The sequence below is a fragment of the Rhizobium sp. R86522 genome (assembly GCF_042466255.1).
GTDB lineage: Bacteria > Pseudomonadota > Alphaproteobacteria > Rhizobiales > Rhizobiaceae > Allorhizobium.
On the sequence record NZ_JAXHBX010000001.1, the window covers coordinates 3,714,694 to 3,738,627 of the forward strand.

Annotated in this window: 23 protein-coding genes; 15 read left to right on the top strand and 8 right to left on the bottom strand. The window is 62.0% G+C overall.

Features of this window, described 5'->3' with window-relative positions; all coding sequences use genetic code 11:
* The first annotated feature begins 10 nt into the window (after positions 1-10).
* Together dapB and SJY08_RS18030 are read left to right on the top strand one after the other, a co-directional pair.
* Positions 11-823 carry a 4-hydroxy-tetrahydrodipicolinate reductase gene (dapB, locus tag SJY08_RS18025; RefSeq protein WP_054149515.1) on the top strand — a complete coding sequence of 271 codons (813 nt, stop codon included), beginning with the start codon at positions 11-13 and terminating at the stop codon, positions 821-823.
* A 21-nt stretch (positions 824-844) separates the two neighbouring features.
* Positions 845-1,480, top strand: a complete 636-nt coding sequence (locus tag SJY08_RS18030) for a 2,3-bisphosphoglycerate-dependent phosphoglycerate mutase (RefSeq protein ID WP_054149413.1) — start codon at positions 845-847, stop codon at positions 1,478-1,480.
* 70 nt (positions 1,481-1,550) lie between these two features.
* Here SJY08_RS18030 and pcaD read toward each other — a convergent pair whose 3' ends face one another.
* Together pcaD and polA are read right to left on the bottom strand one after the other, a co-directional pair.
* A complete protein-coding gene (pcaD, locus tag SJY08_RS18035) occupies positions 1,551-2,345 on the bottom strand; it encodes a 3-oxoadipate enol-lactonase (RefSeq protein WP_054149412.1) in 795 nt (264 codons plus the stop codon).
* A 62-nt stretch (positions 2,346-2,407) separates the two neighbouring features.
* Positions 2,408-5,392, bottom strand: coding sequence for a DNA polymerase I (polA, locus tag SJY08_RS18040; RefSeq protein WP_377277373.1), 2,985 nt, complete (start codon positions 5,390-5,392; stop codon positions 2,408-2,410).
* Positions 5,393-5,832: 440 nt separating this feature from the next.
* Here polA and SJY08_RS18045 point away from each other — a divergent pair, with 440 nt between their 5' ends.
* From SJY08_RS18045 to dnaJ, 7 genes are all read left to right on the top strand, one after another.
* A complete protein-coding gene (locus tag SJY08_RS18045; protein ID WP_054149410.1) occupies positions 5,833-6,279 on the top strand; it encodes a MarR family winged helix-turn-helix transcriptional regulator in 447 nt (148 codons plus the stop codon).
* Positions 6,280-6,385: 106 nt separating this feature from the next.
* Positions 6,386-7,774: a dipeptidase gene (locus SJY08_RS18050; protein WP_377277375.1), complete on the top strand. Its 1,389-nt coding sequence runs from the start codon at positions 6,386-6,388 to the stop codon at positions 7,772-7,774.
* A 316-nt stretch (positions 7,775-8,090) separates the two neighbouring features.
* On the top strand, positions 8,091-8,549 hold the full coding sequence (locus tag SJY08_RS18055) for a YbaK/EbsC family protein (RefSeq protein ID WP_069042604.1): 459 nt from the start codon (positions 8,091-8,093) through the stop codon (positions 8,547-8,549).
* 185 nt (positions 8,550-8,734) lie between these two features.
* On the top strand, positions 8,735-10,960 hold the full coding sequence (locus SJY08_RS18060) for a transglycosylase domain-containing protein (protein ID WP_377277378.1): 2,226 nt from the start codon (positions 8,735-8,737) through the stop codon (positions 10,958-10,960).
* 290 nt (positions 10,961-11,250) lie between these two features.
* Complete coding sequence (dnaK, locus tag SJY08_RS18065) at positions 11,251-13,164, top strand: molecular chaperone DnaK (protein WP_153763387.1); 1,914 nt, start codon at positions 11,251-11,253, stop codon at positions 13,162-13,164.
* Entirely contained in the window at positions 13,164-13,634 is a 471-nt protein-coding gene (locus tag SJY08_RS18070) for a hypothetical protein (protein ID WP_377277380.1), read from the top strand. The genes dnaK and SJY08_RS18070 overlap by 1 nt, the downstream gene beginning before the upstream one ends.
* 3 nt (positions 13,635-13,637) lie before the next feature.
* A complete protein-coding gene (gene dnaJ, locus SJY08_RS18075; RefSeq protein WP_069042607.1) occupies positions 13,638-14,792 on the top strand; it encodes a molecular chaperone DnaJ in 1,155 nt (384 codons plus the stop codon).
* A 68-nt stretch (positions 14,793-14,860) separates the two neighbouring features.
* Here dnaJ and SJY08_RS18080 read toward each other — a convergent pair whose 3' ends face one another.
* Complete coding sequence (locus tag SJY08_RS18080) at positions 14,861-15,127, bottom strand: hypothetical protein (protein ID WP_377277383.1); 267 nt, start codon at positions 15,125-15,127, stop codon at positions 14,861-14,863.
* Between the two features lie 98 nt (positions 15,128-15,225).
* Between SJY08_RS18080 and SJY08_RS18085 the strand changes: the two genes are divergently transcribed.
* Positions 15,226-15,840, top strand: coding sequence for a TetR/AcrR family transcriptional regulator (locus SJY08_RS18085; protein ID WP_069042609.1), 615 nt, complete (start codon positions 15,226-15,228; stop codon positions 15,838-15,840).
* On the opposite strand, the gene SJY08_RS18090 is transcribed toward SJY08_RS18085, so the two are convergent.
* Complete coding sequence (locus SJY08_RS18090) at positions 15,834-16,043, bottom strand: SlyX family protein (protein WP_054149513.1); 210 nt, start codon at positions 16,041-16,043, stop codon at positions 15,834-15,836. The genes SJY08_RS18085 and SJY08_RS18090 overlap by 7 nt on opposite strands.
* A 79-nt stretch (positions 16,044-16,122) precedes the next feature.
* Positions 16,123-16,410, bottom strand: coding sequence for a hypothetical protein (locus SJY08_RS18095; RefSeq protein ID WP_377277386.1), 288 nt, complete (start codon positions 16,408-16,410; stop codon positions 16,123-16,125).
* A gap of 161 nt (positions 16,411-16,571) precedes the next feature.
* Between SJY08_RS18095 and recF the strand changes: the two genes are divergently transcribed.
* Genes recF through SJY08_RS18110 form a run of 3 tightly spaced genes read left to right on the top strand, consistent with a single transcriptional unit; the run spans position 16,572 to position 18,973 of the window.
* The gene (recF, locus tag SJY08_RS18100; RefSeq protein ID WP_377277388.1) at positions 16,572-17,699 is read left to right on the top strand and encodes a DNA replication/repair protein RecF; all 1,128 of its coding nucleotides are present in this window, start codon (positions 16,572-16,574) and stop codon (positions 17,697-17,699) included.
* 42 nt (positions 17,700-17,741) lie between these two features.
* Positions 17,742-18,500, top strand: coding sequence for a molybdopterin-synthase adenylyltransferase MoeB (locus SJY08_RS18105; RefSeq protein WP_377277390.1), 759 nt, complete (start codon positions 17,742-17,744; stop codon positions 18,498-18,500).
* Complete coding sequence (locus SJY08_RS18110) at positions 18,497-18,973, top strand: GNAT family N-acetyltransferase (protein WP_153763384.1); 477 nt, start codon at positions 18,497-18,499, stop codon at positions 18,971-18,973. Before SJY08_RS18105 ends, SJY08_RS18110 begins: the two co-directional genes overlap by 4 nt.
* A 6-nt stretch (positions 18,974-18,979) precedes the next feature.
* Here SJY08_RS18110 and SJY08_RS18115 read toward each other — a convergent pair whose 3' ends face one another.
* Positions 18,980-19,984 carry a D-glycerate dehydrogenase gene (locus SJY08_RS18115; protein WP_054149512.1) on the bottom strand — a complete coding sequence of 335 codons (1,005 nt, stop codon included), beginning with the start codon at positions 19,982-19,984 and terminating at the stop codon, positions 18,980-18,982.
* A gap of 200 nt (positions 19,985-20,184) precedes the next feature.
* On the opposite strand from SJY08_RS18115, the gene SJY08_RS18120 reads away from it, so the two are divergent.
* Positions 20,185-20,727 carry an SH3 domain-containing protein gene (locus tag SJY08_RS18120; protein WP_150127470.1) on the top strand — a complete coding sequence of 181 codons (543 nt, stop codon included), beginning with the start codon at positions 20,185-20,187 and terminating at the stop codon, positions 20,725-20,727.
* Here the strand turns inward: SJY08_RS18120 and SJY08_RS18125 are convergent.
* Complete coding sequence (locus SJY08_RS18125) at positions 20,720-21,712, bottom strand: adenosine kinase (RefSeq protein WP_377277393.1); 993 nt, start codon at positions 21,710-21,712, stop codon at positions 20,720-20,722. The two genes, SJY08_RS18120 and SJY08_RS18125, sit on opposite strands and share 8 nt — an antisense overlap.
* A 321-nt stretch (positions 21,713-22,033) precedes the next feature.
* Here SJY08_RS18125 and SJY08_RS18130 point away from each other — a divergent pair, with 321 nt between their 5' ends.
* A complete protein-coding gene (locus tag SJY08_RS18130) occupies positions 22,034-22,978 on the top strand; it encodes an AEC family transporter (RefSeq protein ID WP_069042613.1) in 945 nt (314 codons plus the stop codon).
* Positions 22,979-23,054: 76 nt separating this feature from the next.
* Here SJY08_RS18130 and SJY08_RS18135 read toward each other — a convergent pair whose 3' ends face one another.
* Entirely contained in the window at positions 23,055-23,780 is a 726-nt protein-coding gene (locus SJY08_RS18135) for a c-type cytochrome (protein ID WP_377277396.1), read from the bottom strand.
* Positions 23,781-23,934 lie beyond the last annotated feature (154 nt).

Below are 23,934 nucleotides of genomic sequence, written 5' to 3' on the forward strand. Positions count from 1 at the left end.
GAATACGCCCATGAAGCTCGTCGTCGTCGGTGCCGCCGGTCGCATGGGCAAGACGCTGATCAAGCTGATCAGCGAGACAGAGGGCCTTGTGCTGCATGCGGCGGTCGAACGGGCCGGCTCAGCCGTGCTCGGCCAAGATGCCGGCGAACTGGCGGGCGTTCCGAAACTTGGCGTTGCCGTGACCGACGATCCGCTGGCGGCCTTCCTGCATGCCGATGGCGTCATCGATTTCACCACGCCGGCTTCGACCGTCGAATTCGCGGCGCTGGCGGCCCAGGCGCGCATCGTGCATGTGATCGGCACCACCGGCTGCCTGCCGGAGCACGAAGAGAAGATCGATGCGGCCGCACGGCATGCGCGGGTCGTGAAGTCGGGCAATATGAGCCTCGGCGTCAATCTGCTGTCGGTTCTGATCAAGCAGGCGGCCCAGGCGCTCGACGCAGCCGGCTGGGATATTGAGGTGCTCGAGATGCACCACAAGCACAAGGTTGACGCGCCTTCCGGCACGGCGCTTTTGCTCGGCGAGGCAGCGGCCGAGGGCCGTGGCATTTCGCTTGCTGATCATTCCGTTCGGGTGCGCGACGGCCATACCGGACCGCGCGAAGAGGGTTCGATCGGCTTTGCCACGCTGCGCGGCGGCTCCGTCATCGGCGAACACTCCGTGCTGTTTGCCAGCGAAGGCGAGATGGTCACGCTGTCTCACAGTGCGACCGACCGTTCGCTGTTTGCTCGTGGTGCGCTAAAGGCCGCCATCTGGGCCCGGGACAAGAAGCCCGGCCGCTATACCATGCTCGACGTGCTCGGGCTCAACTCCACCCCCTGATCGTCAAGAGAGGAATTGTCGATGACCGGTACCCTCGTGCTCGTGCGCCATGGCCAGAGCGACTGGAACCTGAAGAACCTGTTTACCGGCTGGCGTGATCCGGACCTGACTGAACTCGGTGTGCAGGAAGCCAATGCCGGCGGCAAGGCGCTGGCCGACTACGGCATTAAGTTCGATATCGCGTTCACGTCCGTCCTGACGCGCGCGCAGAAAACCTGCGACATCATCCTCGAAAACGTCGGCCAGACCGGTCTTGAGACGATCAAGGACGAGGCGCTGAACGAGCGCGACTACGGTGATCTCTCCGGCCTCAACAAGGATGATGCGCGCGCCAAGTGGGGCGAGGAGCAGGTGCACATCTGGCGCCGTTCCTACGACATCCCGCCGCCGGGTGGCGAAAGCCTGCGCGACACTGGTGCCCGCGTGTGGCCTTATTACATGACCGAAATCCTGCCGCGCGTGCTGCGGGGCGAGAAGGTGCTGGTCGCAGCCCACGGCAATTCGCTGCGCTCGCTGGTGATGGTGCTCGACAAGCTGACCAAGGAGCAGATCCTCGGCGTCAATCTCGCGACGGGCGTTCCCATGGTCTACAAGCTGAACGCGGATTCGACGGTGGCTTCCAAGGAAGTGCTGGGCGACATGTCCGCCGCGCATTGAGCGTCACCACCCTCCCCGAAATGAAAGAAGCCGCCCATGAGGCGGCTTCTCTCATTTTCAGTGACTATTCTCAGTTCGCCTGCTTGCGCATGAAGCCCTGGATCAGCTCGGCGAGCGCTTCCGGCTGCTCGACCGAGGGGATATGGGCGCAATCGTCGATCACCTCGAAACGCGCGTCAGGCACCAGCTGGGAGCCGGCCTCGACAGTGGCGGGCGGCGTCGAGCCGTCCTGGTCGCCGACGACGAAGAGCGTGGGAACCGTGATGGTCGGCAGGACGTCGGAGAAATCCGTGTCGCGCAGGGCGGCACAGGTCGAGAGATAGCCGGCCTTTGACTGGCGGGTCATCATCAGGCGGTAACCGGCCAGTTCGTCGGCACGGTCGTCATGGAAGGCCGGCGTGAACCAGCGCGCCATGGCGCTGTCGGCAGCACTTTCGATCCCGTCCTTCTCGATGCCGGCGATGCGCTCGGCCCAGATCTCGGCAGAACCGATGCGGGGTGCGGTGTCGCAGAGGATGAGCTTGCGGAACAGATCCGGCCGCTCCTGCCAGAGGCCCTGGCAGACGAGACCGCCAACCGAGAGGCCGCAGAAGGTGGCCTTGCGGATACCAAGTTCATCGCAAAGGGTGGCGAGATCCGAGACCAGATCGGCCATGCCGAAGGGCTTGTCGGCACCGCCGGACAGGCCGTGGCCGCGGCTGTCGTAAAACAGGACCGAGACGTCATCGCCGAGTTCATCGAAGAGCGGCAGCCAGATGCGGAAGTCGGTGCCGAGCCCGTTGGAGAAAACGATCAGGTTCTTGGCTTTCGCCTCTCCGATCAGTTCGTAATGGACGACATTGCCGTTGATGGTGGTGAAGGCCAAGGTTCATACTCCTGTGGGTCGAAACGACCCCTTGTTTCAATGCCGGCCGAAGCCGGGAATTCTCAGTGTGCCTCGTCCCAATTGTGGGCGGCGCGGGCGTCGACCCTGAGCGGCACGCGCATGGAGACGGCCGGCATGGCGGCATTTTCCATGATGTCCACGATCACAGGCATGGCGGTATCGACCGCCTCGTCCTCGACCTCGAAGATCAGTTCGTCATGCACCTGCAGCAGCATGCGGCAGCGTTCGGCAAGACCGGCAGCCACGAGTGCGGGTTCGATCTGGATCATGGCGCGGCGGATCACGTCGGCGGCCGAGCCCTGGATCGGGGCATTGATGGCGGCGCGTTCGTTGAAGGCGCGCATCGAGGGGTTGGACGACTTGATCTCCGGGTAATGGGCGCGGCGGCCGAAGATGGTTTCCACATAGCCGTGCTCGCGGGCGAAGGCTTTGGTGCTCTCCATGTAGTCCTTGATGCCGGGGAAGCGCTCGAAATACTTCTTGATGTAGTCGCCGGCTTCCGAGCGCTCGATGCCGAGCTGGTTGGCAAGGCCGAAGGCCGAGATGCCGTAGATGATGCCGAAATTGATCGCCTTGGCGCGGCGGCGGACTTCCGATGGCATGCCCTCGACCGGCACGCCGAACATTTCCGACGCGGTCATGGCGTGGATGTCGATGCCATCGGCGAAGGCCTGACGCAGCTGCGGGATCTCGGCGACGTGGGCGAGCACGCGCAGCTCGATCTGGCTGTAGTCGGCCGAGAGCAGCTTGTGGCCCGGCGTCGAGATGAAGGCGGTGCGGATCTTGCGGCCTTCGGCGGTGCGGACCGGGATGTTCTGCAGGTTCGGCTCTGACGACGAGAGGCGGCCTGTTGTCGTGGAGGCAAGCGAATAACCGGTGTGGACGCGCTTGGTCTGTGGATGGATATAGCCGGGAAGCGCGTCGGTATAGGTGGACTTCAGCTTGGTGAGCTGGCGCCAGTCGACGATCTTGCGCGGCAGCGGCGCGCCCTCGGCCGCGAGGTCTTCGAGGACCTGGGCCGAGGTCGACCACTGACCGGTCTTGGTCTTGGAGCCACCGGGCAGGCCCATGCGACCGAACAGGATATCGCCGAGCTGTTTCGGCGAGCCGATGTTGAAGCGCTCGCCGGCGAGTTCATAGACCTCGTCCTCGGTGGCGGCGGCCTTCTGGGCGAGTTCACCCGACAGACGCGAGAGGATCTGGCGGTCGACGGTGATGCCGCGCTCTTCCATATGAGCGAGCACCGGCACCAGCGGGCGCTCCAGACGCTCGTAGATGCGGGTGAGACCCTCGGCAGCAAGGCGGGGTTTCAGCACCAGCCAGAGGCGTAGCGTCACGTCGGCATCTTCGGCGGCATAGGCCGTGGCGCGATCGATATCGACGAGATCAAAGGTGATGGAGGATTTACCGGAGCCGGCGACATCCTTGTAGGCGATCGGAGTGTGGCCGAGCCATTTCTCCGACAGACCGTCCATTCCGTGATTGCCCTTGCCGGCGTCGAGCACGTAGGACATCAGCATGGTATCGTCGAAGGCCTGCATGACGATGCCGTGGCGCTTCATCACCAGATAGTCGTATTTCAGGTTCTGCGCGACCTTAAGGACAGAGGGGTCTTCGAGCAGGCCCTTCAGGGCGGCCAGCGCCTCCTTCATCGGGATCTGGCCTTCGGCATGACCGCCGCCGAGGAGATCGCCGACACCGGTCTTGTGGGTGAGCGGAATGTAGGCCGCGCGGATGTCCGTCGAGCCGGGTGACAGGACGTTGTCCTGGATGGCGAGCGAGACGCCGACGAGTTCGGCCTGCATCGGATCGAGCGAGGTGGTCTCGGTGTCGAAGGCGACGAGGCCGGTTTCCCGGGCAGCAGCAATCCAGAGCTCGAGGGTCTCGATATCGCGGATCGTCACGTATGCGCTTCTGTCGATCGGCTTGCCGGCGAATGCATTGGCGCGGCTTGCGGCGAGATCGGCGGGTGTCTTGCCGTCGGGGCTTGCTGCCGGAGCCGAAGACGATGCGGCTGACAGCGCCGAGGTCGGCGTCCCGGACGAGGCGGGAACGTCGCCGGCGTCGAGATCGGGACCGCGGGCGGCGTCACCCCATTCGACGGGAACAACAGCGGCGTCGATGGCACCCGCATCACAATCGCAGACCTCCGCGACGCGCCGGGTCAGGGTAGTGAATTCCATCGCCTTGAGGAAGCCGATCAGCTTTGGTCCGTCCTGCGGCTCCAGCACCAGGTCTTCGAGCTTCATGTCGATCGGCACGTCGGTGCGCAGTTCGACCAACTGGCGGGAGACCCGGGCGAGCTCGGCATTGGCGATGATGTTTTCGCGGCGCTTGACCTGCTTGATTTCGCCGGCCCGGGACAGCAGAGTTTCGAGATCGCCGAACTCTTCGAGAAGCTGGGCGGCGGTCTTCGGACCGATGCCGGGGATGCCAGGCACGTTGTCGGTCGAATTGCCGGTCATCGCCTGCAGATCAATCATCTTTTCCGGCGGCACGCCCCATTTCTCGATGACGTCGGGAATGCCGATCTGCTTGTCCTTCATCGCGTCGTACATGTGCACGTTCGCGGTCAGGAGCTGCATCAGGTCCTTGTCGGAGGAGACGATGGTGACATCGGCGCCGACGGCCTCGGCCTGGCGGGCATAGGTGGCGATGATGTCATCGGCCTCGAAGCCTTCGGTCTCGATGCAGGGCAGGTTGAAGGCGCGCGTCGCATGACGGATCAGGCCGAATTGCGGGATCAGATCTTCCGGCGGGGCCGAGCGATTTGCCTTGTAGAGTGGATAGATTTCCTTGCGGAATGTCGTCGAGGAGTAGTCGAAGATAACAGCGAGATGGGTCGGCGTGACCCCGACATCTGTATTGCGCGCATCGCGCAGCAGCTTCCACAGCATGTTGCAGAAGCCGGAAACCGCATTGACGGGCAGGCCGTCCGATTTGCGGTTGAGGGCCGGGATGGCGTGGAAGGCGCGGAAGATGAAACCCGAGCCGTCGACGAGGAAGAGATGATCGCCTTTTTTCATGTCGGCATGGATAGCGCGGGGCGGCTGAAACGTCCATGACGGTTTGGGCCGAATGCGGCGAAATCGCTCGCCTTAGCAGGCAGCCCTTTATCGTTGGATCACCGACGGATCACGGGTAAACCATCACGAAAAGCTTACCGATTTGTAATCCCGTCTTCCCTTGAAAAACCACATTCCAGATCACAAATCCTAGTCATCGGCGCCTGATCACGCCGTAGTCTGAAAGAGGCTCGTCCCCCGCCGCTTCAGACTCGGGCAAAGGCCTTATCCCCCTCTCCGGGCCTTTGTCCCCATATTCCGGAGCCGTCGTGGCAGTCCCCCCGCCTAACGCCACGGCGGCTTCCGTTCCCCTCGTATGAAAACCCAAAATTAGTCAGCCTCGGAAATGGATCGCATGCGATCATTCCCGAACGACGAACCACGACGACGTGTCGAGCGCCATGGCCAATGACCGTACGATCCCCGACCGCTCCGAGTCCGCCACTTGGCTGGCGAGCCAGCTTGCGCGCGGGTTCACACGGGCTCTGCAGGCACGGGCGGCCAAGCTCGGCTTCTCCCCGGGACAATTCCCGATTCTGCTCGAGCTCTGGGAAGAAGAAGGGTTGACGCAGCGGCAGCTGCTCGACCGGGTCGATGTCGAACAGGCGACGATCGCCAATACGCTCGCCCGGATGGAGCGCGACGGGCTGATCGAGCGACGCGTTCACCCCAAGGACAGACGCGCGCAGCAGATCTTCCTGACCGACAAGGCGCGGGACATGCGCGAGGAAGCAATGGCTGCCGCCGAAGCGGCGGAGCAGGCTATCTTCCAGGGTTTCCGGCGTTTCGAGAAGGAATTGCTGAAGGAATACATCCGCTGGGCGATCGCGAATGCCCGCAAGCTGTGAGCAGATATTGATGCGCAGTTGAGAAAAATTCGCGGTCAGAACGCCTCGAAACATCAGGAGCTTTGGTCTATCGTCCGCCGCACTTTCAAATTTGCAGGACATGACCATGACCGATCTCTCCCCCATCCTCGCCAAGGCCGACGAGGCCCTGCCGCAGAGCCTCGAACGGCTGTTCGATCTCGTGCGCATTCCCTCGATTTCGACGGATCCGGCCTACAAGGCCGATTGCCGCAAGGCCGGCGAGTGGCTGGTATCCGTGCTCACCGAGCTCGGCTTCGATGCCTCGCTGCGTGATACGCCCGGCCATCCGATGGTGGTCGCCCATCACGCAGCTGAAACGGCCGACGCGCCGCATGTGCTGTTCTACGGTCATTACGATGTGCAGCCGGTCGATCCGCTCGATCTCTGGGAAGACGATCCCTTTGCGCCTGCGATCAAGGAGAAGGATGGCCGCAAGGTCATCATCGGTCGCGGTACGTCCGACGACAAGGGTCAGCTTTTGACGTTTGTTGAAGCCTGCCGCGCCTATAAGGCGGTAAAAGGTTCGCTGCCGGTCAAGATCACCATCCTGTTCGAGGGCGAAGAAGAATCCGGCTCGCCGTCGCTGAAGCCGTTCCTCGCTGCGAATGCCGATGAGCTGAAGGCCGACTTCGCGCTGGTCTGCGATACCAGCATGTGGGATCGCGAGACGCCGGCGATTGCTGCGGCCCTGCGTGGCCTGGTCGGCGAAGAAGTCACCATCATCGCCGCCGACCGCGACCTGCATTCGGGTCTCTTCGGCGGTGCAGCGGCCAACCCCGTTCATATCCTGACGAAGATCCTTGCCGATCTGCATGACGAAACCGGCAAGGTCACCCTTCCGGGCTTCTACGAAGGTGTCGAGGAGACCCCAGCCAACATCAAGGCCTCGTGGGAGAGCCTGGGGCGGACGGCGGAAAGCTTCCTCGGCGAGGTGGGCCTATCGGTTCCGGCGGGTGAAAAGGGCCGTTCCGTGCTGGAGCTCACCTGGGCGCGGCCGACGGCGGAAGTGAACGGCATCATCGGCGGCTATACCGGCGAAGGCTTCAAGACCGTGATTGCTGCCAAGGCCTCTGCGAAGATTTCCTTCCGCCTCGTCGGCACACAGGATCCGGTCAAAGTGCGCGAAAGCTTCCGCGCCTTCGTACAGGCCCGCATTCCCGCCGACTGCAAGGTCGAGTTCCACGAGCATGGCGGCTCGCCGGCCATCCAGCTCTCCTATGATTCGCCTGAACTGACCAAGGCGAAGAACGCACTGTCGGATGAATGGCCGAAGCCGGCCGTGATCATCGGCATGGGCGGCTCGATCCCGATCGTCGGCGATTTCCAGAAGATGCTGGGCATGGATTCCCTGCTGGTCGGTTTCGGCCTGACCGACGACCGCATCCACTCTCCAAACGAGAAGTATGACCTCAACTCGTTCCACAAGGGCATCCGCTCGTGGATCCGTATTCTTGACGGGCTCGCAAACGGCTGAGGCCAGAAAAGCAAAAAGGCCGGTCAAAAACCGGCCTTTCCTTTACGCTTCTACGCTTGCCTGCCAGTACATCCGTGGTCAGGGACGGAAACGTGCCATTCGATGTCTCGGATGTTGGCCCACCTTGGTGAACCGCATCCCGGATCTAGATGATCGCTCTGGATGCTTAACAACCGGTTAAGCGTTTTGAAGTTCCTGAAACAGGATCTCCGCAAACGCTCTATCGCATGGTGATCCAGAGATGGGGATGCTCGACTGCCCTTTCAAGAGGCAAGGGCGCTTGAAAAGCGGATGTGGCTGCGGATAGAGTTTCATCATGAGCCTCGAATCCGTCCGACAGTTCTTCCGGGAAAACGCACCCGACATCTCCGTCATCGTCACCGAAGCAAGCTCCGCCACCGTGGCGCTTGCGGCCGAAGCGCATGGCGTCGAGCCGGACCAGATCGCCAAGACGATATGCCTGAGGATCGGCGAAGACGTGGTGCTCGTGGTCACCGCGGGCACGAAGCGTCTGGACAATCGCAAGTTCAAGGATCGTTTCGGCGTGAAGCCGCGCATGCTCGATGCCGAAGCCGTGGTCGAGGCGACGAGCCATCCTGTCGGCGGAGTATGCCCCTTCGGCCTGCCCTCGCCTCTCAAGGTCTATTGTGATCTCTCGCTCCGGGCCTTCGACGAGGTGGTTCCGGCCGCAGGTGCGACGAATGCTGCGGTGAAGATTGCGCCGGAGCGCATGAGGTCACTGGTCGATGGCGTCTGGGCAGATCTCTGCCAGTAGCTTCACGCCTCGTTCAGAGCTTGTTTACCGGGCTTTAACCACCCCTTAAATCGCCGCAATTACTGTGCAATTGCGCGATCATCGGCTCGACGAGAGTAGATGATCGTCCGAGATTTCTTGAAGCCATTTCCGCGCCTGTCTTCCTTTGGCAGCGCATAACGAGCATCTGGAGCAAGATCACCGCAATGGTGAGCAGAGGCAAATCCCGCGACCGTATTGAACCGAGCTTCGGCGACGAGCGCGAGGACGAGGATTTCCGTCTGGATGCAGATGATCGTGTCATCGGTGGCCGGCCGGTACGCGCCGGTGGCAAGAAGACGGCGGGTTCGGCGAAGCGCGGCAAGTCCGGCAACCAGAAGAGCCGGAAAGCGAAAAGCAGTGGCGGCGGATTCGGGCTTGGAAAGCTGATCTACTGGGGTTTCGTGCTGTCTATCTGGTGTGGCATCGGCGTGGTGGGTCTGGTCGCCTACTATGGCTCGCAGATGCCGAGCGCCAGCAGTTGGTCGATCCCCGAGCGCCCACCGAACATGAAGATCGTGTCCGTCGAGGGCACAGTGATCGCCAATCGTGGCGCGACCGGCGGGGAAGCACTGCCGCTTGAGGAAATGTCGCCCTTCATTCCGCAGGCGGTGATGGCGATCGAAGATCGGCGCTTCTATTCGCACTTCGGCGTGGATCCTCTCGGCCTCGCCCGCGCGATCGTCACCAATGTGACGAATGGGCGGGCGGTGCAGGGTGGCTCGACGCTGACGCAGCAGCTGGCCAAGAACCTTTTCCTGTCTCCGGAGCGCACAATCGAGCGCAAGGTGCAGGAAGTGCTGCTCGCCTTCTGGCTTGAGCAAAAATACACCAAAGACCAGATCATGGCGATGTATCTGAACCGGGTGTTTTTCGGCTCGAACGCCTATGGCGTCGAAGCGGCATCGCGGCGTTATTTCAACAAGTCGGCCCGCGACGTGAACCTCGGCGAGGCCGCACTCCTGGCAGGGTTGCTGAAGGCACCGTCCCGGCTCTCGCCGGCGCGCGACCCGGAGGCGGCCGAAGCGCGTGCCCAGGTCGTTCTCCAGGCAATGCTCGAAGAGGGTTATATTACGGCCGACGAAATCAAGACGGCGATGTCGCAACCGCCGACCAAGGCGAAGCGCTACTGGAGCGGTGCAGGCCAGTATGTCGCCGATCTGGTGCGCGACGAAGTGACATTGCTGATCGGCAAGGTGACCGAAGACATCGTGGTCGAGACGACGATCGACATGACGCTTGAAAAGAAGGCCGAGGCCGCACTGACGGAATCGCTTGAGGCTGAGGGCGATAAGGTCAATGCCTCGCAGGCGGCCCTCGTTTCCATCGACGGGACCGGTGCTATCCGGGCGCTTGTCGGCGGGCGGGACTATGCCGAAAGCCAGTTCAACCGGGCGGTCAAGGCAAAGCGCCAGCCCGGCTCGGCGTTCAAACCCTTTGTCTATGCGGCTGCGGTGGAGAATGGCTTGCGTCCGACTTCGGTGCGCAACGATGCACCGATCCGCATCGGCTCCTGGACGCCTGAGAATTATGACCAGAAATATCGGGGACAAGTCACCGCGACTCAGGCACTTGCCGAATCGCTGAACACGATAGCCGCCCAGTTGGTCATGGAAGTCGGACCCGATCAGGTGATCAAGGTCGCGCACCGGATGGGTATCGAATCGGAGTTGCAAAAGAATGCTTCCATCGCGCTCGGCACCTCGGAAGTCTCGCTCCTCGAACTGACGGCCGCCTATGCGCCCTTCATGAATGGCGGCTACAAAGCGACGCCGCATATCGTTCGGCGGATCTCCAAGGCCGATGGCACACTGCTCTACGAGAACAATTATCTCGAGCCGCCGAAGGTCCTGAACGACGGAGTGGTCGCTGCGATGAATGCGATGATGCGCGATGTCATCGATCACGGCACTGGCAAGAATGCACGGCTAGCCGGGTGGGAAGCGGCGGGCAAGACCGGTACGACGCAATCCTTCCGAGATGCGCTGTTCGTCGGCTATACGAGCAACCTGACCACGGGCATCTGGTTCGGCAATGACGACGGACAGTCGATGAAGAAGGTGACCGGCGGCGGGCTTCCGGCCAAAGCCTGGCACGATTTCATGACGGCAGCGCATCAGGGGCTTGCGCCGGCCCCGCTGCCGGGTGGTGACTTCATCGAGCCGGCGCCGGCGGAAGATCCGATGACAATCGGCACGATCATATCAGACGTCTTCCAGGGTGGCGGTGAAGAGCGGTATTCCGGCGATCCCGTCTATGCCGAAGACTATCCCGCAGGTGCCGCTCCCTCACAGGATATGACTGGTTCGGCAGGCCCCATACCGCCGGCCGAGGTCGGCGGAGGGCAAGGCACGCGCAGAACCACTCTGCTCGACTTGATCCTGGGACAATAAGGGCCACATGAGGACGGCGAGATGCCGTCGGCCTGACGCAAGGCCGCGACTTTAGTATAGCCGGTCTGTCAAGGACCGAGGGGTGCGGCAAAGCCCATGAAAACGCTGCACCAATCTGTTCTTTTTTACGGGTTTCCAGCGGATTTCCAGCCTTGCAGTCAGAAATTCCGCTTCTTATATACGCGACATAACCGCAGCGGCGCTGCAGTGTATCCCAGACCATCCACGTCGAGGGGCTGTCAGGAATGCCTGATTGGGGTTCCGACGGCCTGCTTCAAGGAGAATATGACATGGCAAAAGTAATCGGTATCGACCTTGGAACGACCAATTCCTGCGTCGCCGTCATGGACGGCAAAGATGCAAAGGTCATCGAGAATTCGGAAGGCGCACGCACGACGCCGTCCATGGTGGCGTTTTCGGACGATGGCGAACGCCTCGTCGGCCAGCCGGCCAAGCGCCAGGCGGTCACCAACCCGACCAACACCCTGTTCGCCGTCAAGCGTCTGATCGGTCGTCGCTACGAAGATCCGACCGTCGAGAAGGACAAGGGCCTCGTGCCGTTCCAGATCGTCAAGGGTGACAATGGCGACGCCTGGGTCGAAGCACAGGGCAAGGGTTATTCCCCGTCGCAGATCTCTGCCATGATCCTGCAGAAGATGAAGGAAACGGCAGAAGCCTATCTCGGCGAAAAGGTCGAAAAGGCCGTCATCACCGTTCCCGCATACTTCAACGACGCGCAGCGCCAGGCCACCAAGGATGCCGGCCGCATTGCCGGCCTTGAAGTTCTGCGCATCATCAACGAGCCGACGGCTGCAGCACTTGCCTATGGTCTCGACAAGACGGAAGGCAAGACCATCGCCGTTTACGACCTGGGTGGTGGTACCTTCGATATCTCGGTTCTGGAAATCGGCGACGGCGTCTTCGAAGTGAAGTCGACCAATGGCGACACCTTCCTCGGCGGTGAAGACTTCGACATGCGCCTCGTCGAATATCTCGCAGCCGAGTTCAAGAAGGACCAGGGCATCGACCTGAAGGGCGACAAGCTGGCCCTGCAGCGCCTGAAGGAAGCCGCCGAAAAGGCCAAGATCGAGCTGTCGTCCTCGCAGCAGACCGAAATCAACCTGCCGTTCATCACGGCAGATGCCTCCGGTCCGAAGCACCTGACGATGAAGCTGACCCGCGCCAAGTTCGAAAGCCTGGTCGACGACCTCGTCCAGCGTACGATTGCACCGTGCAAGGCAGCCCTCAAGGATGCCGGCGTCTCTGCAGCCGATATCGACGAAGTCGTTCTCGTCGGCGGCATGAGCCGCATGCCAAAGGTCCAGGAAGTCGTGAAGCAGCTGTTCGGCAAGGAGCCGCACAAGGGCGTCAACCCGGATGAAGTGGTTGCTCTTGGCGCCGCCATCCAGGCCGGCGTTCTGCAGGGCGACGTCAAGGACGTGCTGCTGCTCGACGTAACCCCGCTGTCGCTCGGCATCGAAACGCTCGGTGGCGTCTTCACCCGTCTGATCGATCGCAACACGACGATCCCGACGAAGAAGAGCCAGACCTTCTCGACCGCCGAAGACAACCAGCAGGCCGTCACCATCCGCGTATCGCAGGGCGAGCGCGAAATGGCGCAGGACAACAAGCTGCTCGGCCAGTTCGACCTGGTCGGTCTGCCGCCGTCGCCGCGTGGCGTTCCGCAGATCGAAGTCACCTTCGATATCGACGCCAACGGCATCGTCCAGGTTTCGGCCAAGGACAAGGGCACCGGCAAGGAACAGCAGATCCGCATCCAGGCCTCCGGTGGTCTCTCCGACGCCGACATCGAGAAGATGGTGAAGGACGCCGAAGCCAATGCCGAGGCCGACAAGAAGCGTCGCGCCGTCGTCGAAGCCAAGAACCAGGCTGAAAGCCTCATTCACTCCACCGAAAAGTCGGTCAGCGAGTATGGCGACAAGGTTTCGGAAACGGATCGCAAGGCGATCGAGGATGCGATTGCGGCCCTCAAGGGCGCCATCGAAGCCTCCGAGCCTGATGCAGACGACATCCAGGCCAAGACCCAGACCCTCATGGAAGTTTCCATGAAGCTGGGCCAGGCCATCTACGAGTCCCAGCAGGCCGATGCCGGTGCAGGCGACGCAGATGGTGGCAAGGACGACAACGTCGTTGACGCCGACTACGAAGAAGTGAAGGACGAAGACGCGAAGAAGTCGGCTTGATGCAGGGCCACTTCCGACGCCGTTCCAAGACCTGGCTGGCCTTCGGGCCAGCCGCATTTTCGTTGATTCTGGCGACTGGTGCCGTGGCACAGGACAGGGGACAGGTCAGCGCCGTTCACCGCCAGGTGAGCGCCGCCGAGGCCAAGGTGGCCAAGGCGATTTCCGCGAAGGACAGCAATTCCCTTTCCCGCATCGGCAACGATCTCGGCAAGATCATCGAATCGGCGCTTCAGAGGCGTGAGAACGGTGGCGAAGTCTCGTCCTGCGATATGGCTGCGCATTCGCTGGCCTTTGCGGCGGTGACGTCCGCAGACGGACTGATTAGCAATGGCGAAGCACGCACGCTTCTGATGCAGGATGCGATCTTGGCTGCGTCCGACTTCCAGAAAGACATGCAGGCTTGTGACAAGCAGGCCGGCAAGGCAACGGGCAGCCACACGAGCGTTGGGAAAGCTTTGAGAGCTTTGTAAAACATGGCAAAAGCAGATTTCTACGAGACCCTCGGGGTTGGCCGGACGGCGGACGAGAAGGAGCTGAAGAGCGCCTTCCGCAAGCTGGCCATGAAATACCATCCGGACAAGAACCCGGGTGACGATGAGGCGGAAAAGAAGTTCAAGGAACTCAACGAGGCCTATGAAACTCTGAAGGATCCGCAGAAGCGTGCGGCCTATGACCGCTTCGGCCACGCCGCCTTCGAACAGGGCGGCATGGGCGGTGGCGGCTTTGGCGGCGGCGGCGGCGGATTTGCCGGTGGCGGCTTCTCCGACATATTCGAGGACATCTTCGGCGAGATGATGGGTGGCGGCCGCGGCGGGCGTGCCCGATCCACCGGCGGTCGCGAACGTGGTGCAGACCTGCGCTACAACATGGAAATCAGTCTCGAAGAGGCCTTTACCGGCAAGACTGCGCAGATCCGGGTTCCGACCTCTATCACCTGCGATGTCTGCACGGGTTCGGGCGCCAAGCCCGGAACGCAGCCGAAGACCTGCACGACCTGTCAGGGCTCTGGTCGCGTACGTGCGGCCCAGGGCTTCTTCTCGATCGAGCGCACCTGCCCGACCTGTCACGGTCGTGGCCAGACGATCTCAGACCCTTGCGGCAAGTGCCACGGCCAGGGCCGCATCACCGAAGAGCGTTCGCTTTCGGTCAGCATTCCCTCTGGTATCGAGGACGGCACGCGCATCCGCCTGCAGGGCGAAGGCGAAGCCGGACTTCGCGGTGGCCCTTCGGGCGATCTCTACATCTTCCTGTCGGTGAAACCGCACGAGTTCTTCCAGCGTGACGGGGCGGATCTCTATTGCTCCGTGCCGATCTCGATGACGACGGCGGCACTGGGCGGAACCTTTGATGTGGTGACGTTGGATGGGACGAAGTCGCGTGTGACGGTTCCGGAGGGCACCCAGCCCGGCAGGCAGTTCCGCCTCAAGGGCAAGGGCATGCCGGTTCTGCGCTCGACGCAGGTCGGTGATCTCTACATTCAGATCCAGATCGAGACGCCGCAGAAGCTGACCAAGCGTCAGCGCGAGTTGCTGCAGGAGTTCGAACAGCTGTCGTCGAAGGAAAACAACCCGGAATCGACGGGCTTCTTTGCCCGGATGAAGGATTTTTTCGATACGCTCAGCGACTGAGCGAGCGATCGTCGGAGACAAGATTTGCAAGGGGCGGTCCGAAAGGGAGCCGCCCCTTTTGCATGAGGTCAGGCCAGCAGACGCGGCTGGCGCAGGATGAACCAGGCAAAGTGCCTGTGGATCGCCGGAGCGATACCATAGACGATCGACAGCACCATGATCGGCGCCAGAAGTGCCGTGCGAGCCCAGATCGGCCAACCTTCGGTCAAGGGCATGAGGACGTAGAGAATGGCGGTGACGAAGGGATAGATGACGAAGGGATAGATGACGAGCAGCATCAGCAGGGCAAGCCGATGCTTTGAAGGTGTTGGGCGGGATGCAGACGAAGTGGACATGGGAGGCTCCATAAGAACGGTACGTTCCGTTTATATTGAAACGGGCCGTTTCGTTCAATAGATTTTTCTGGTATGGGAATAGCAGAGGAGTACAGACTGTGACGACAACTGCACCTGACATCACAAAGCGTACATCGATCGGTGCGCAGCGGAACCCGGCCAGCGAGGACGCCATCCTGACGGCAGCGGCCGAGATCCTGCGCGAGGGCGGGTTGTCAGCCTTCTCGATCGAAGCAGTGGCACGACGGGCCAAGGCCGGAAAGCCGACGATCTATCGCTGGTGGCCTTCGAAGGCAGCGCTGCTTCTCGATGTGTACCACCGGCAGAAGGGCGAGACCTTCTATCCTGATACCGGAAACGCACGCGGCGACCTGATCGCCTTTCTCGAGACGTTGCTCGGCTTCTGGCAGAGGAGTGGCGGCGAGGTCTTCCGCTCGATCATCGCCGAGGCACAGAGCGATCCGGCGGCTCTGGAGGCGCTGCGCGACTACGCAGTGACGCGCTGCCGGGCAAGCGGCGTGATCCTGGAGCGGGGCGTGGCGCGCGGTGATATCCGCTCCGGCCTCGACATCCCACTCGTCATGGAACTGTTCTCGAGCTTCTGCTGGCAGCGGCTGCTGACCGGTCGGCTCAACCCGTCACGCGATCAGATCGCACACATCGTCGATGCCGTGCTGACCGGCTTTGCGACGACAGGTCGTGACGCTCAGTAATGCGGCGGGCGGGTGATGGCCGGGGCTTCCAGGCCCTGCTCTTCCAGTGACAGGAAGCGCTCCGTGAGCCGATCCAGCTTGGCCCGGGTCTGTTCGACCACCTTCCATTGCTCGGTCAGCTGGTCCGACAGTTCCTCGATGACCCGCGTCTGATGGGCGACGGTCTCTTCCAGACGCGTGATGCGCTCGTCCTGCGTGTCCATGATCTTCTCCATCGTCTCTCAAGCGGCCTAGATGCCGCAAGACGGACGCCCCGTCAAACGTGGCGCTGAAGGGATCGGATCAGCGCTGCTTCTTCTTGCGATACGGCATGGTCATGACGGCAGAGGCGGTCACGGCCGCGGCAAAGATCAGCGCCAGCGGCACGGCCATCATGATCGTCGGAAGCACGGGGTGGCTGGAGCGCGAGAGCGAGGTGCCAAGGCCGCCGAGGTCGAGCCAGACGATGGCAAAAGCGACCAGGAAACCGATTGCTGCACCGAGCGATGCGTTGAGGGCAAGAAAGCCGAGCATCTCCCAGTGGTCGCGTCGGGCTTCTTCGGGCGTGAGATCATCGGAATGCAGAGACATGGCCTGGCTCCAGAGCGGCGGCAATAACGTAAAACTAACGCGTCTGAAAAAGAGTTCCATGTCGCCAAGCGCCGCACACCTCGGCAAGTTCCAGAAAGCGCGCTTGCGCCTTGCCTTCATGACACATTCGGCCTAGCTCAAGGCGACAGCGAATCCGACCGATGACCCAGAAGACACAGATCCAACGGCTCAAACTTACAGACTTCCGCAACTATGCGCAGGCAGGCCTTCCGCTGGACGGACGGCATGTGGTGCTGGTCGGCGACAATGGGGCCGGCAAAACCAATTTCATGGAAGCGATCTCCTTCCTCTCGCCCGGGCGTGGCCTGCGCCGTGCGGTGCTCTCTGACATTCCGCGTATTGGGGCCTCCGGAAGCTTCACCGTCTTTGCCGCCATTGACGGCATGGCTGGCGAGGCCGATATCGGCACCGGCACAGAGACCACGGAGGAAGGCAACCTCGTCCGGCGTCTGCGGATCAATGGCGGCGCGGCAAAGTCGGTCGACGAACTCACCGACCACCTGCGCATCCTCTGGCTGACGCCAGCCATGGACGGATTGTTCACCGGCTCCTCTTCCGACAGGCGCCGTTTCCTCGATCGGCTGGTCCTCTCCCTCGACCCAGCACATGGACGACGAGCCAGCGATTTCGAGCGCGCCATGCGCAGCCGCAACAAGCTGCTTTCGGAAGGGCGCTTCGATCCGACCTGGCTGTCCGGCATCGAGCAGCAGATGGCAGCGCTGGGCGTTGCCATGGCGGCCGCACGGCGCGAGATGCTGGGATTGCTCTCCGGCCTGATCGAGGCGGACAGGGAAACCTCCGCCTTTCCATCTGCCTCCCTCGCCCTGACCGGCTTTCTCGATGATCTGGCTGATCTACCCGCCTTCGAATTCGAGGAACGCTACATCGAGATCCTCGCACAATCCCGCCATCGGGATGCGGCAGCCGGCCGGACATTGGATGGTCCGCACCGCGCCGATCTCATGGTCCGACACATCGAAAAGGACATGGACGCCGAGCGCTGCTCGACGGGGGAGCAGAAGGCTCTCCTCATCGGGCTGGTGCTTGCTCATGCGCGACTGGTTGCGACCATGACGGGCTTTGCGCCGATCCTGCTGCTCGACGAGATCGCCGCGCATCTTGACGAAGGCCGGCGAGCATCGCTCTTTGCCCGCATCGATGCACTCGGCGGCCAGGCTTTCATGACGGGCACGGACAAGGCAATGTTTTCTGCACTGGGCGACCGGGCGCAGTTCGTGACGGTGACAGACGGTGAGATCGATGCGTGAGCGCGCTTTTCATCTTCATTCTCGGGTGGCAAGGTAGCGCCCATGGACCCGCTCTCGCCCGAAGAACTCTCCCGCTATCATCGCCACATCCTGCTGCCCGAAGTCGGCGGCCATGGGCAGCAACTGCTGAAAGCCGCACGCGTGCTGGTGATCGGCGCTGGCGGGCTCGGCTCGCCAGTGCTGCAATATCTGGCAGCGGCCGGCGTCGGCACGCTCGGAATCGTTGATGACGACGGTGTGTCGCTCTCCAATCTCCAGCGGCAGGTGATCCACGACACGGGAACGCTTTCGGAGAAGAAGTCGGAGAGTGCGGCGCGGGCCATCGCACGGCTCAATCCGCATTGCCGCACGGTTTCCTACGAAAAGCAATTCGACGCCGCATTCGCCCGGGATCATCTCTCCCGCTTCACGCTGCTGATCGACGGCTCCGACAATTTCTCTACGCGCTATGCGGCAGCGGATGCTGCGGAACTTGCGAAGGTGCCGCTGGTAACGGGGGCCGTCGGGCGCTTCGACGGAACTGTGACAGTGTTGAAACCCTATGAGAGCGGGCCGGACGGGGTGGCGTATCCGCGCTATACCGATCTCTTCCCCGAACCGCCGCCAGAGGGTTTGATCCCAGCCTGTGCAGAAGCCGGTGTCATCGGCGCGCTAACGGGTGTCATCGGCACCCTGATGGCCATGGAGGCGATCAAGGTGATCACCGGGATCGGCGAGCCATTGGTCGGACGGCTGTTGATGTATGATGGGCTTGCGGCCCGTTTCGATACCATCCGCTACAAACGCCGGGCAGGAACATGAGCATCGTCATCCGTCAGATCGATCCGAGCTATTCGCAGTACGAGGAACTGCTGGCGCTGATCATGGCGTCCTTCGCCTATATGGACGGCGTCATCGACCCTCCCTCCTCCGCGCATCGCCTGACCATCGCCTCCCTAACGGACAAGGCCCGTGACGAAATCGCACTGATCGCAGAGATGGACGCAAACCTCGCGGGCTGCGCCTTTCTGCGTCCCGAACCGGATTTTCTCTATCTCGGCAAACTCGCGGTTGCCGCAGAGGCGCAAGGCAAGGGGATCGGCGGACGTCTGCTGGCGGAGGGCGAGGCGATCGCCCAACGCTTAGGCAAACAGGCGCTGCGGCTAGAGACCCGGATCGAACTGACCGGCAACCATGACCGGTTCGGCGCCTGGGGGTTCATCAGAACCGCCGAGAGAAGCCATGCCGGCTATGACCGCCCGACCTATATCGAGATGCAGAAGCGACTGACCTGACGCGGTTCAGTTGCGGTTCGGCAGCACCCTGTTCGGCGGGCGGTGGCCGTCGAAATAGGTTCTGATATTGATTATGACCTTGTCGCCCATATCGATGCGGCCTTCGATCGTCGCCGAACCAGTATGCGGCAGGAGCACCACCTTGCCCTCGTTGGCGAGCTTCACCAGCTTCGGGTTGACTGCTGGCTCGTTCTCGAACACGTCGAGACCCGCACCGGCGATCTTGCCGGCACGTAATGCCTGGACCAGCGCGTCCTCGTCGATGATGTCGCCACGGGCGGTGTTGACGACGTAGCTCGTCGGCTGCAGCAGGGCGAGGCGACGGGCCGAGAGCAGGTGAAAGGTTGCCGGCGTCGAAGGGCAGTTGACCGAAACGATGTCGACGCGGGCGAGCATCTGGTCGAGGCTGTCCCAATAGGTCGCCTCCAACTCGTCCTCGGTCGCCGGACTGACCCGCTTGCGGTTGTGATAATGGATCGACAGGCCGAAGGCCTTGGCACGGCGGGCCACGGCAGTGCCGATGCGGCCCATTCCGATGATGCCGATGCGCTTGCCCCAGATGCGACGACCGAGCATCCAGGTGGGCGACCAGCCCTCCCATTCGCCCGGCTTGTCCATCAGCACGCGCGCGCCTTGAACGAGACGGCGCGGCACGGCGAGGATCAGCGCCATGGTCATGTCGGCCGTGTCTTCGGTCAGAACGTTCGGCGTGTTGGTGACGGTGATGCCCTTTTTCGCGGCGGCATCGATGTCGATATGATCCGTACCGTTCGAGAAGCTGGCGATGAGCTTCAGTTGCGGGCCGGCTTCGGCAATCAGGGTTGCATCGATTCGGTCGGTCACGGTCGGCACAAGCACGTCTGCCGATTTGACGGCGGCGATCAATTCTTCGCGCGTGCGAGGTTTGTCATCGACATTCAATTCCGCATCGAAGAGCTCGCGCATGCGCGTTTCCACGGCATCGGGCAGTTTCCGCGTGATATAGACCTGGGGTCTTTTCCTGTTCGTCATGGGCCGCATCGATGCCTTCTTCAGAACTCGTTAACCAAGTCGCGGGATACTTCGCTTCTCAGGAAGGCAATTTCTACCAAACCCGTCGGCGAAGACAAACAAAACTCGTCGGATGACGGCGGATTTGTCCCTGATACGCGCGACGCGTCTCGGGGTGGTCAGAAAGCCCTTCATTTCCACAGCTTAAGCCCGGAATGACCATGTTTCATAATCTGTGCCGCGTCAGCATTGCATTCAGCGTTCTTGCGCTGTCTCTCGTGGCCGGCCCGATCGCCGGTCATGCCCAATCCACGACCAAGGGTTCGAGCGGGCTGCCGCTGCCGCGGTTCGTCAGCCTGAAGGCCGAAAGGGTGAACCTGCGTATCGGTCCGAGCACCGACTACGCCGTCTCCTGGCGCTACATGAAGTCGGGACTGCCGGTCGAAATCATCCGCGAATACGAAAACTGGCGGCAGATCCGCGATGCTGACGGGACCGAGGGCTGGGTGAACCAGACCCTACTCACCGGGGAGCGCACGGCGGTTGCCGCCCCGTGGATGCGCGGCAATGGCGACGCTGTCTACGTCATGATGCGACGCGATTCCAACTCGTCCGCAGCCATCATTGCCAAGCTCGAGCCCGGCGTCGTGCTCAGGCTCAAGGAGTGCAACGGCAATTGGTGTCAGGCCGAGGCCGGCGGCGTCAACGGCTGGATCTCGCAGAATGAGATCTGGGGCGCCTACCCGGGCGAGGCCTTCAAATAAGGCCGATCGCCGAAGCGCCCTTCGCAAGCGACATCATCGGTCGGGGGCCGATCTGCTGGATGACGACGCCAGCCGCATAGCAGCCAAGATGGCCGCAATCCTCGAAGCTTCGACCATTGGTGTAGCCATAGAGGAAGCCGGAGGCGAAGAGATCGCCGGCGCCCGTCGTATCGACCACCGTCTCCACCTTGGTCGCGGGGACACGGATGCGCTGCTCACCCTTGACGATGACGGCACCCTGATCGCCCATGGTAACGGCGGCCAGCTTGCAATCCTTCGAGATCAGATCAAGCGCGTGAGCGAAATCGTCCGTTTCGTAGAGAGACAGGGCTTCCTGCTCGTTGGCGAAGACGATGTCGACCGTGCCGGAGCGCATCAGGTCAAGGAATTCGGCGCGGTAGCGACCGACGCAGAAGCTGTCGGAGAGCGTCATCGACATTTCCCGGCCCGCCTCGTGGGCAATGCGGGCGCAGTCGAGGATCGCCTGCTTGGCGCGCGGCGGATCCCAGAGATAACCCTCGAAATAGGTGACCTTGGATTCGGCGACGACGTCGGGCTCGACATCCTCGGGGCCGAACTCGACGCAGGCGCCGAGATAAGTGTTCATCGACCGCTCGCCGTCTTCGGTGACGAAGATCATGCTGCGGGCCGTCGGTGGCTGGCTGCCCAGGGGACGGGTCTGGAAATGGACGCCCTGGGCGCGGATGTCATGGGTGAAGATCTCACCGAGCTGATCCTCTGCCACCTTGCCGAAATAGGCAGCCTTGCCGCCGAAATTGGCGATACCGGCCGCCGTGTTGCCGGCGCTGCCGCCAGAGGCTTCCACAGCCGGCCCCATCATGCCGTAGAGCCGTTCGGCACGCTCGGCGTCGATCAGGTTCATTGCGCTTTTGGTAATGGCATTGTCGATCAGAAACTGGTCGTCGCAGCGAGAAATAATGTCGACGATGGCGTTGCCGATCGTCAGGACATCGAACTGGCTCATGAGGTCCGGGGCTCCGTTTGCTTGGCCTGACGGTCATAGCCGTTTTTCCGCCGATGGGAAGGGAAAAGCAGACCGACGTCATCTGGTCGTTACATCGGGCGGGTATCAAACTCGCCGTGGATGACCATCTCCCCTGGAGTCCACCGGGACATGAACGGTTCCGTACGGGAAAGCCGACCACGGATGTACTGGCGGCAGATCCCACCCCGGTGTGACCGGGCGTCGAAGCAGGCTCCCGCCTGCTTTTGTCGTTTCTGATGGATTGGCCGGGCGCGGCAAGAAGCCTAAGAAGGGCTTTCTTGCCATGACGAGTCGATTTTCATGACCACCGTTGCCCAGGACGTCCTTCCCATCTTCATTCTCATTCTCTTTGGCTGGGCGCTCGTCCGGTTGAAGATCCTGACCGCGGAGATCGGTGACGGGTTGGGCGACTTCGTGTTCAAGGTCGCGGTGCCGCTCCTTCTGCTTCGGACGATCGCCAATGCCGACTTCCACGGCGCCTCTCCGTTTCGGTTGTGGATCGCCTATTTCTCCGGGGTTCTGATCACCTGGATCATTGGCCATCTTCTGGCAACGCGCATCTTCGGACGTGACCAAAAGGTCGGCGTGCTCGCGGGCGTTTCCGCAGCCTTTGCCAACAATGTCTTCATCGGCCTGCCGCTTGTCGAACGCACCGTCGGACCGGAAGGGATCGTCGCCATGTCGATCCTGCTCGCCGTGCACCTGCCGCTGATGATGATCGCCGGCGTTCTGGCCATGGAACGGGCAGAGCAGAGAAGCGGAGGACGCAATGCCACAGGCATTATCGCTGTTTCCAAACAGGTGGGCGGCAATCTTGTGCGCAATCCGCTGATCATTGGCCTCGCCGGCGGGGTCCTTCTGCAGCTTGTAGGCACCCCTGTTCCGGCGCTGATCGACGGCATCGTCGCTCAGGTAGCCGGCATGGCAGCACCGGCAGCACTGATCTCGCTCGGCATGACGCTGAACAAATACGGGATGGCGGGAAACATAAAAATTGCTGGCAGCATTTCGCTGCTGAAGCTCGGCTTGATGCCAGCCGTGGTCTGGCTCGCATCCACGCTGCTTGGGCTCTCACCGCAATGGACGGCAGCACTCGTTCTGACCTCTTCCGTTCCGACGGGTATCAATGCCTGGCTGATTGCAAACCGCTTCGGTGTGGGCCAGGGACTGGCAGCCTCGGTCATTACCCTCTCGACTGCTGCCGGCGTGGCAACCGTTTCACTTTGGGCGCTGTTCCTACTCTGACGCTGACAAAACAAACGCCCGACCACAAGGGCCGGGCGCGTGTCTCAGTAGCGTCAATGCCAGCGGGCTATGACGATCAGGGCGTTGCAGGCTGTGCAGGAGCAGGCTCTGCCGGGGCAGCTGGCGCGGGCTCAGCTGGAGCCGCAGGCGCCGCGTCTGCCGGGGCGGCTTCCGCCGGAGCCTCTGCAGGTGCGGCAGCGGCATCTGCCGGAGCGGCGTCAGCAGGCGCAGCAGCATCTTCAGCCGGTGCAGCAGCTTCAGGCGACGGCAGCGGAACCGGGCTGTCGGCCATGGTGTGCAGATACACGATCACGTTGGCGCGTTCGTCGTCCTTCTTGAGGCCTGCGAAACCCATCGACGTGCCGGGGATATGCTGCTTCGGAGCGAGGAGGAATTCGTTCAGGTGGTCCCAGGTCCAGAGCTCGCTGCCGCCCTGCGAAAATTCCTTGATGGCAGCCGAATAGCTGAAGCCTTCATGCGAGGCGATCGGACGGTCGACAAGGCCATAGAGGTTCGGGCCAACCTTGTTGGCGCCACCCTTGTCGACGGTGTGACAGCTCGCGCACTTCTTGAAAGAAGATTCACCCGCGGCTGCATCGGCGCTGGCCAGCAGGACTGCGATGGGAGTGGCAGCGACTTCCGGTGCTGCGTCAGTCGGAGCAGACTCTTCGGCCACGATGGCGAAGCCTTCCTGCTCAGGCGCTTCAGAATGGAATATCCCTTCCGACGCGATGGACACAGACATCAGGACGAAGACGGTGCCGAGAAAGGCACCCACGCCCATGTTGGTATAAGAGTTCATCTGCAAAGCTCCCCGTGCAGCCGGCCGATGAGCAACCGGACGATCTTGAAATCGCGCGGAACCTATGTCTTTTGCATAACACTTGCAACACGATTATGGTCCCGCGGCTGGGACTATTTGACACTTCTGTATGGTGATTTGAAGGGGTTATGGA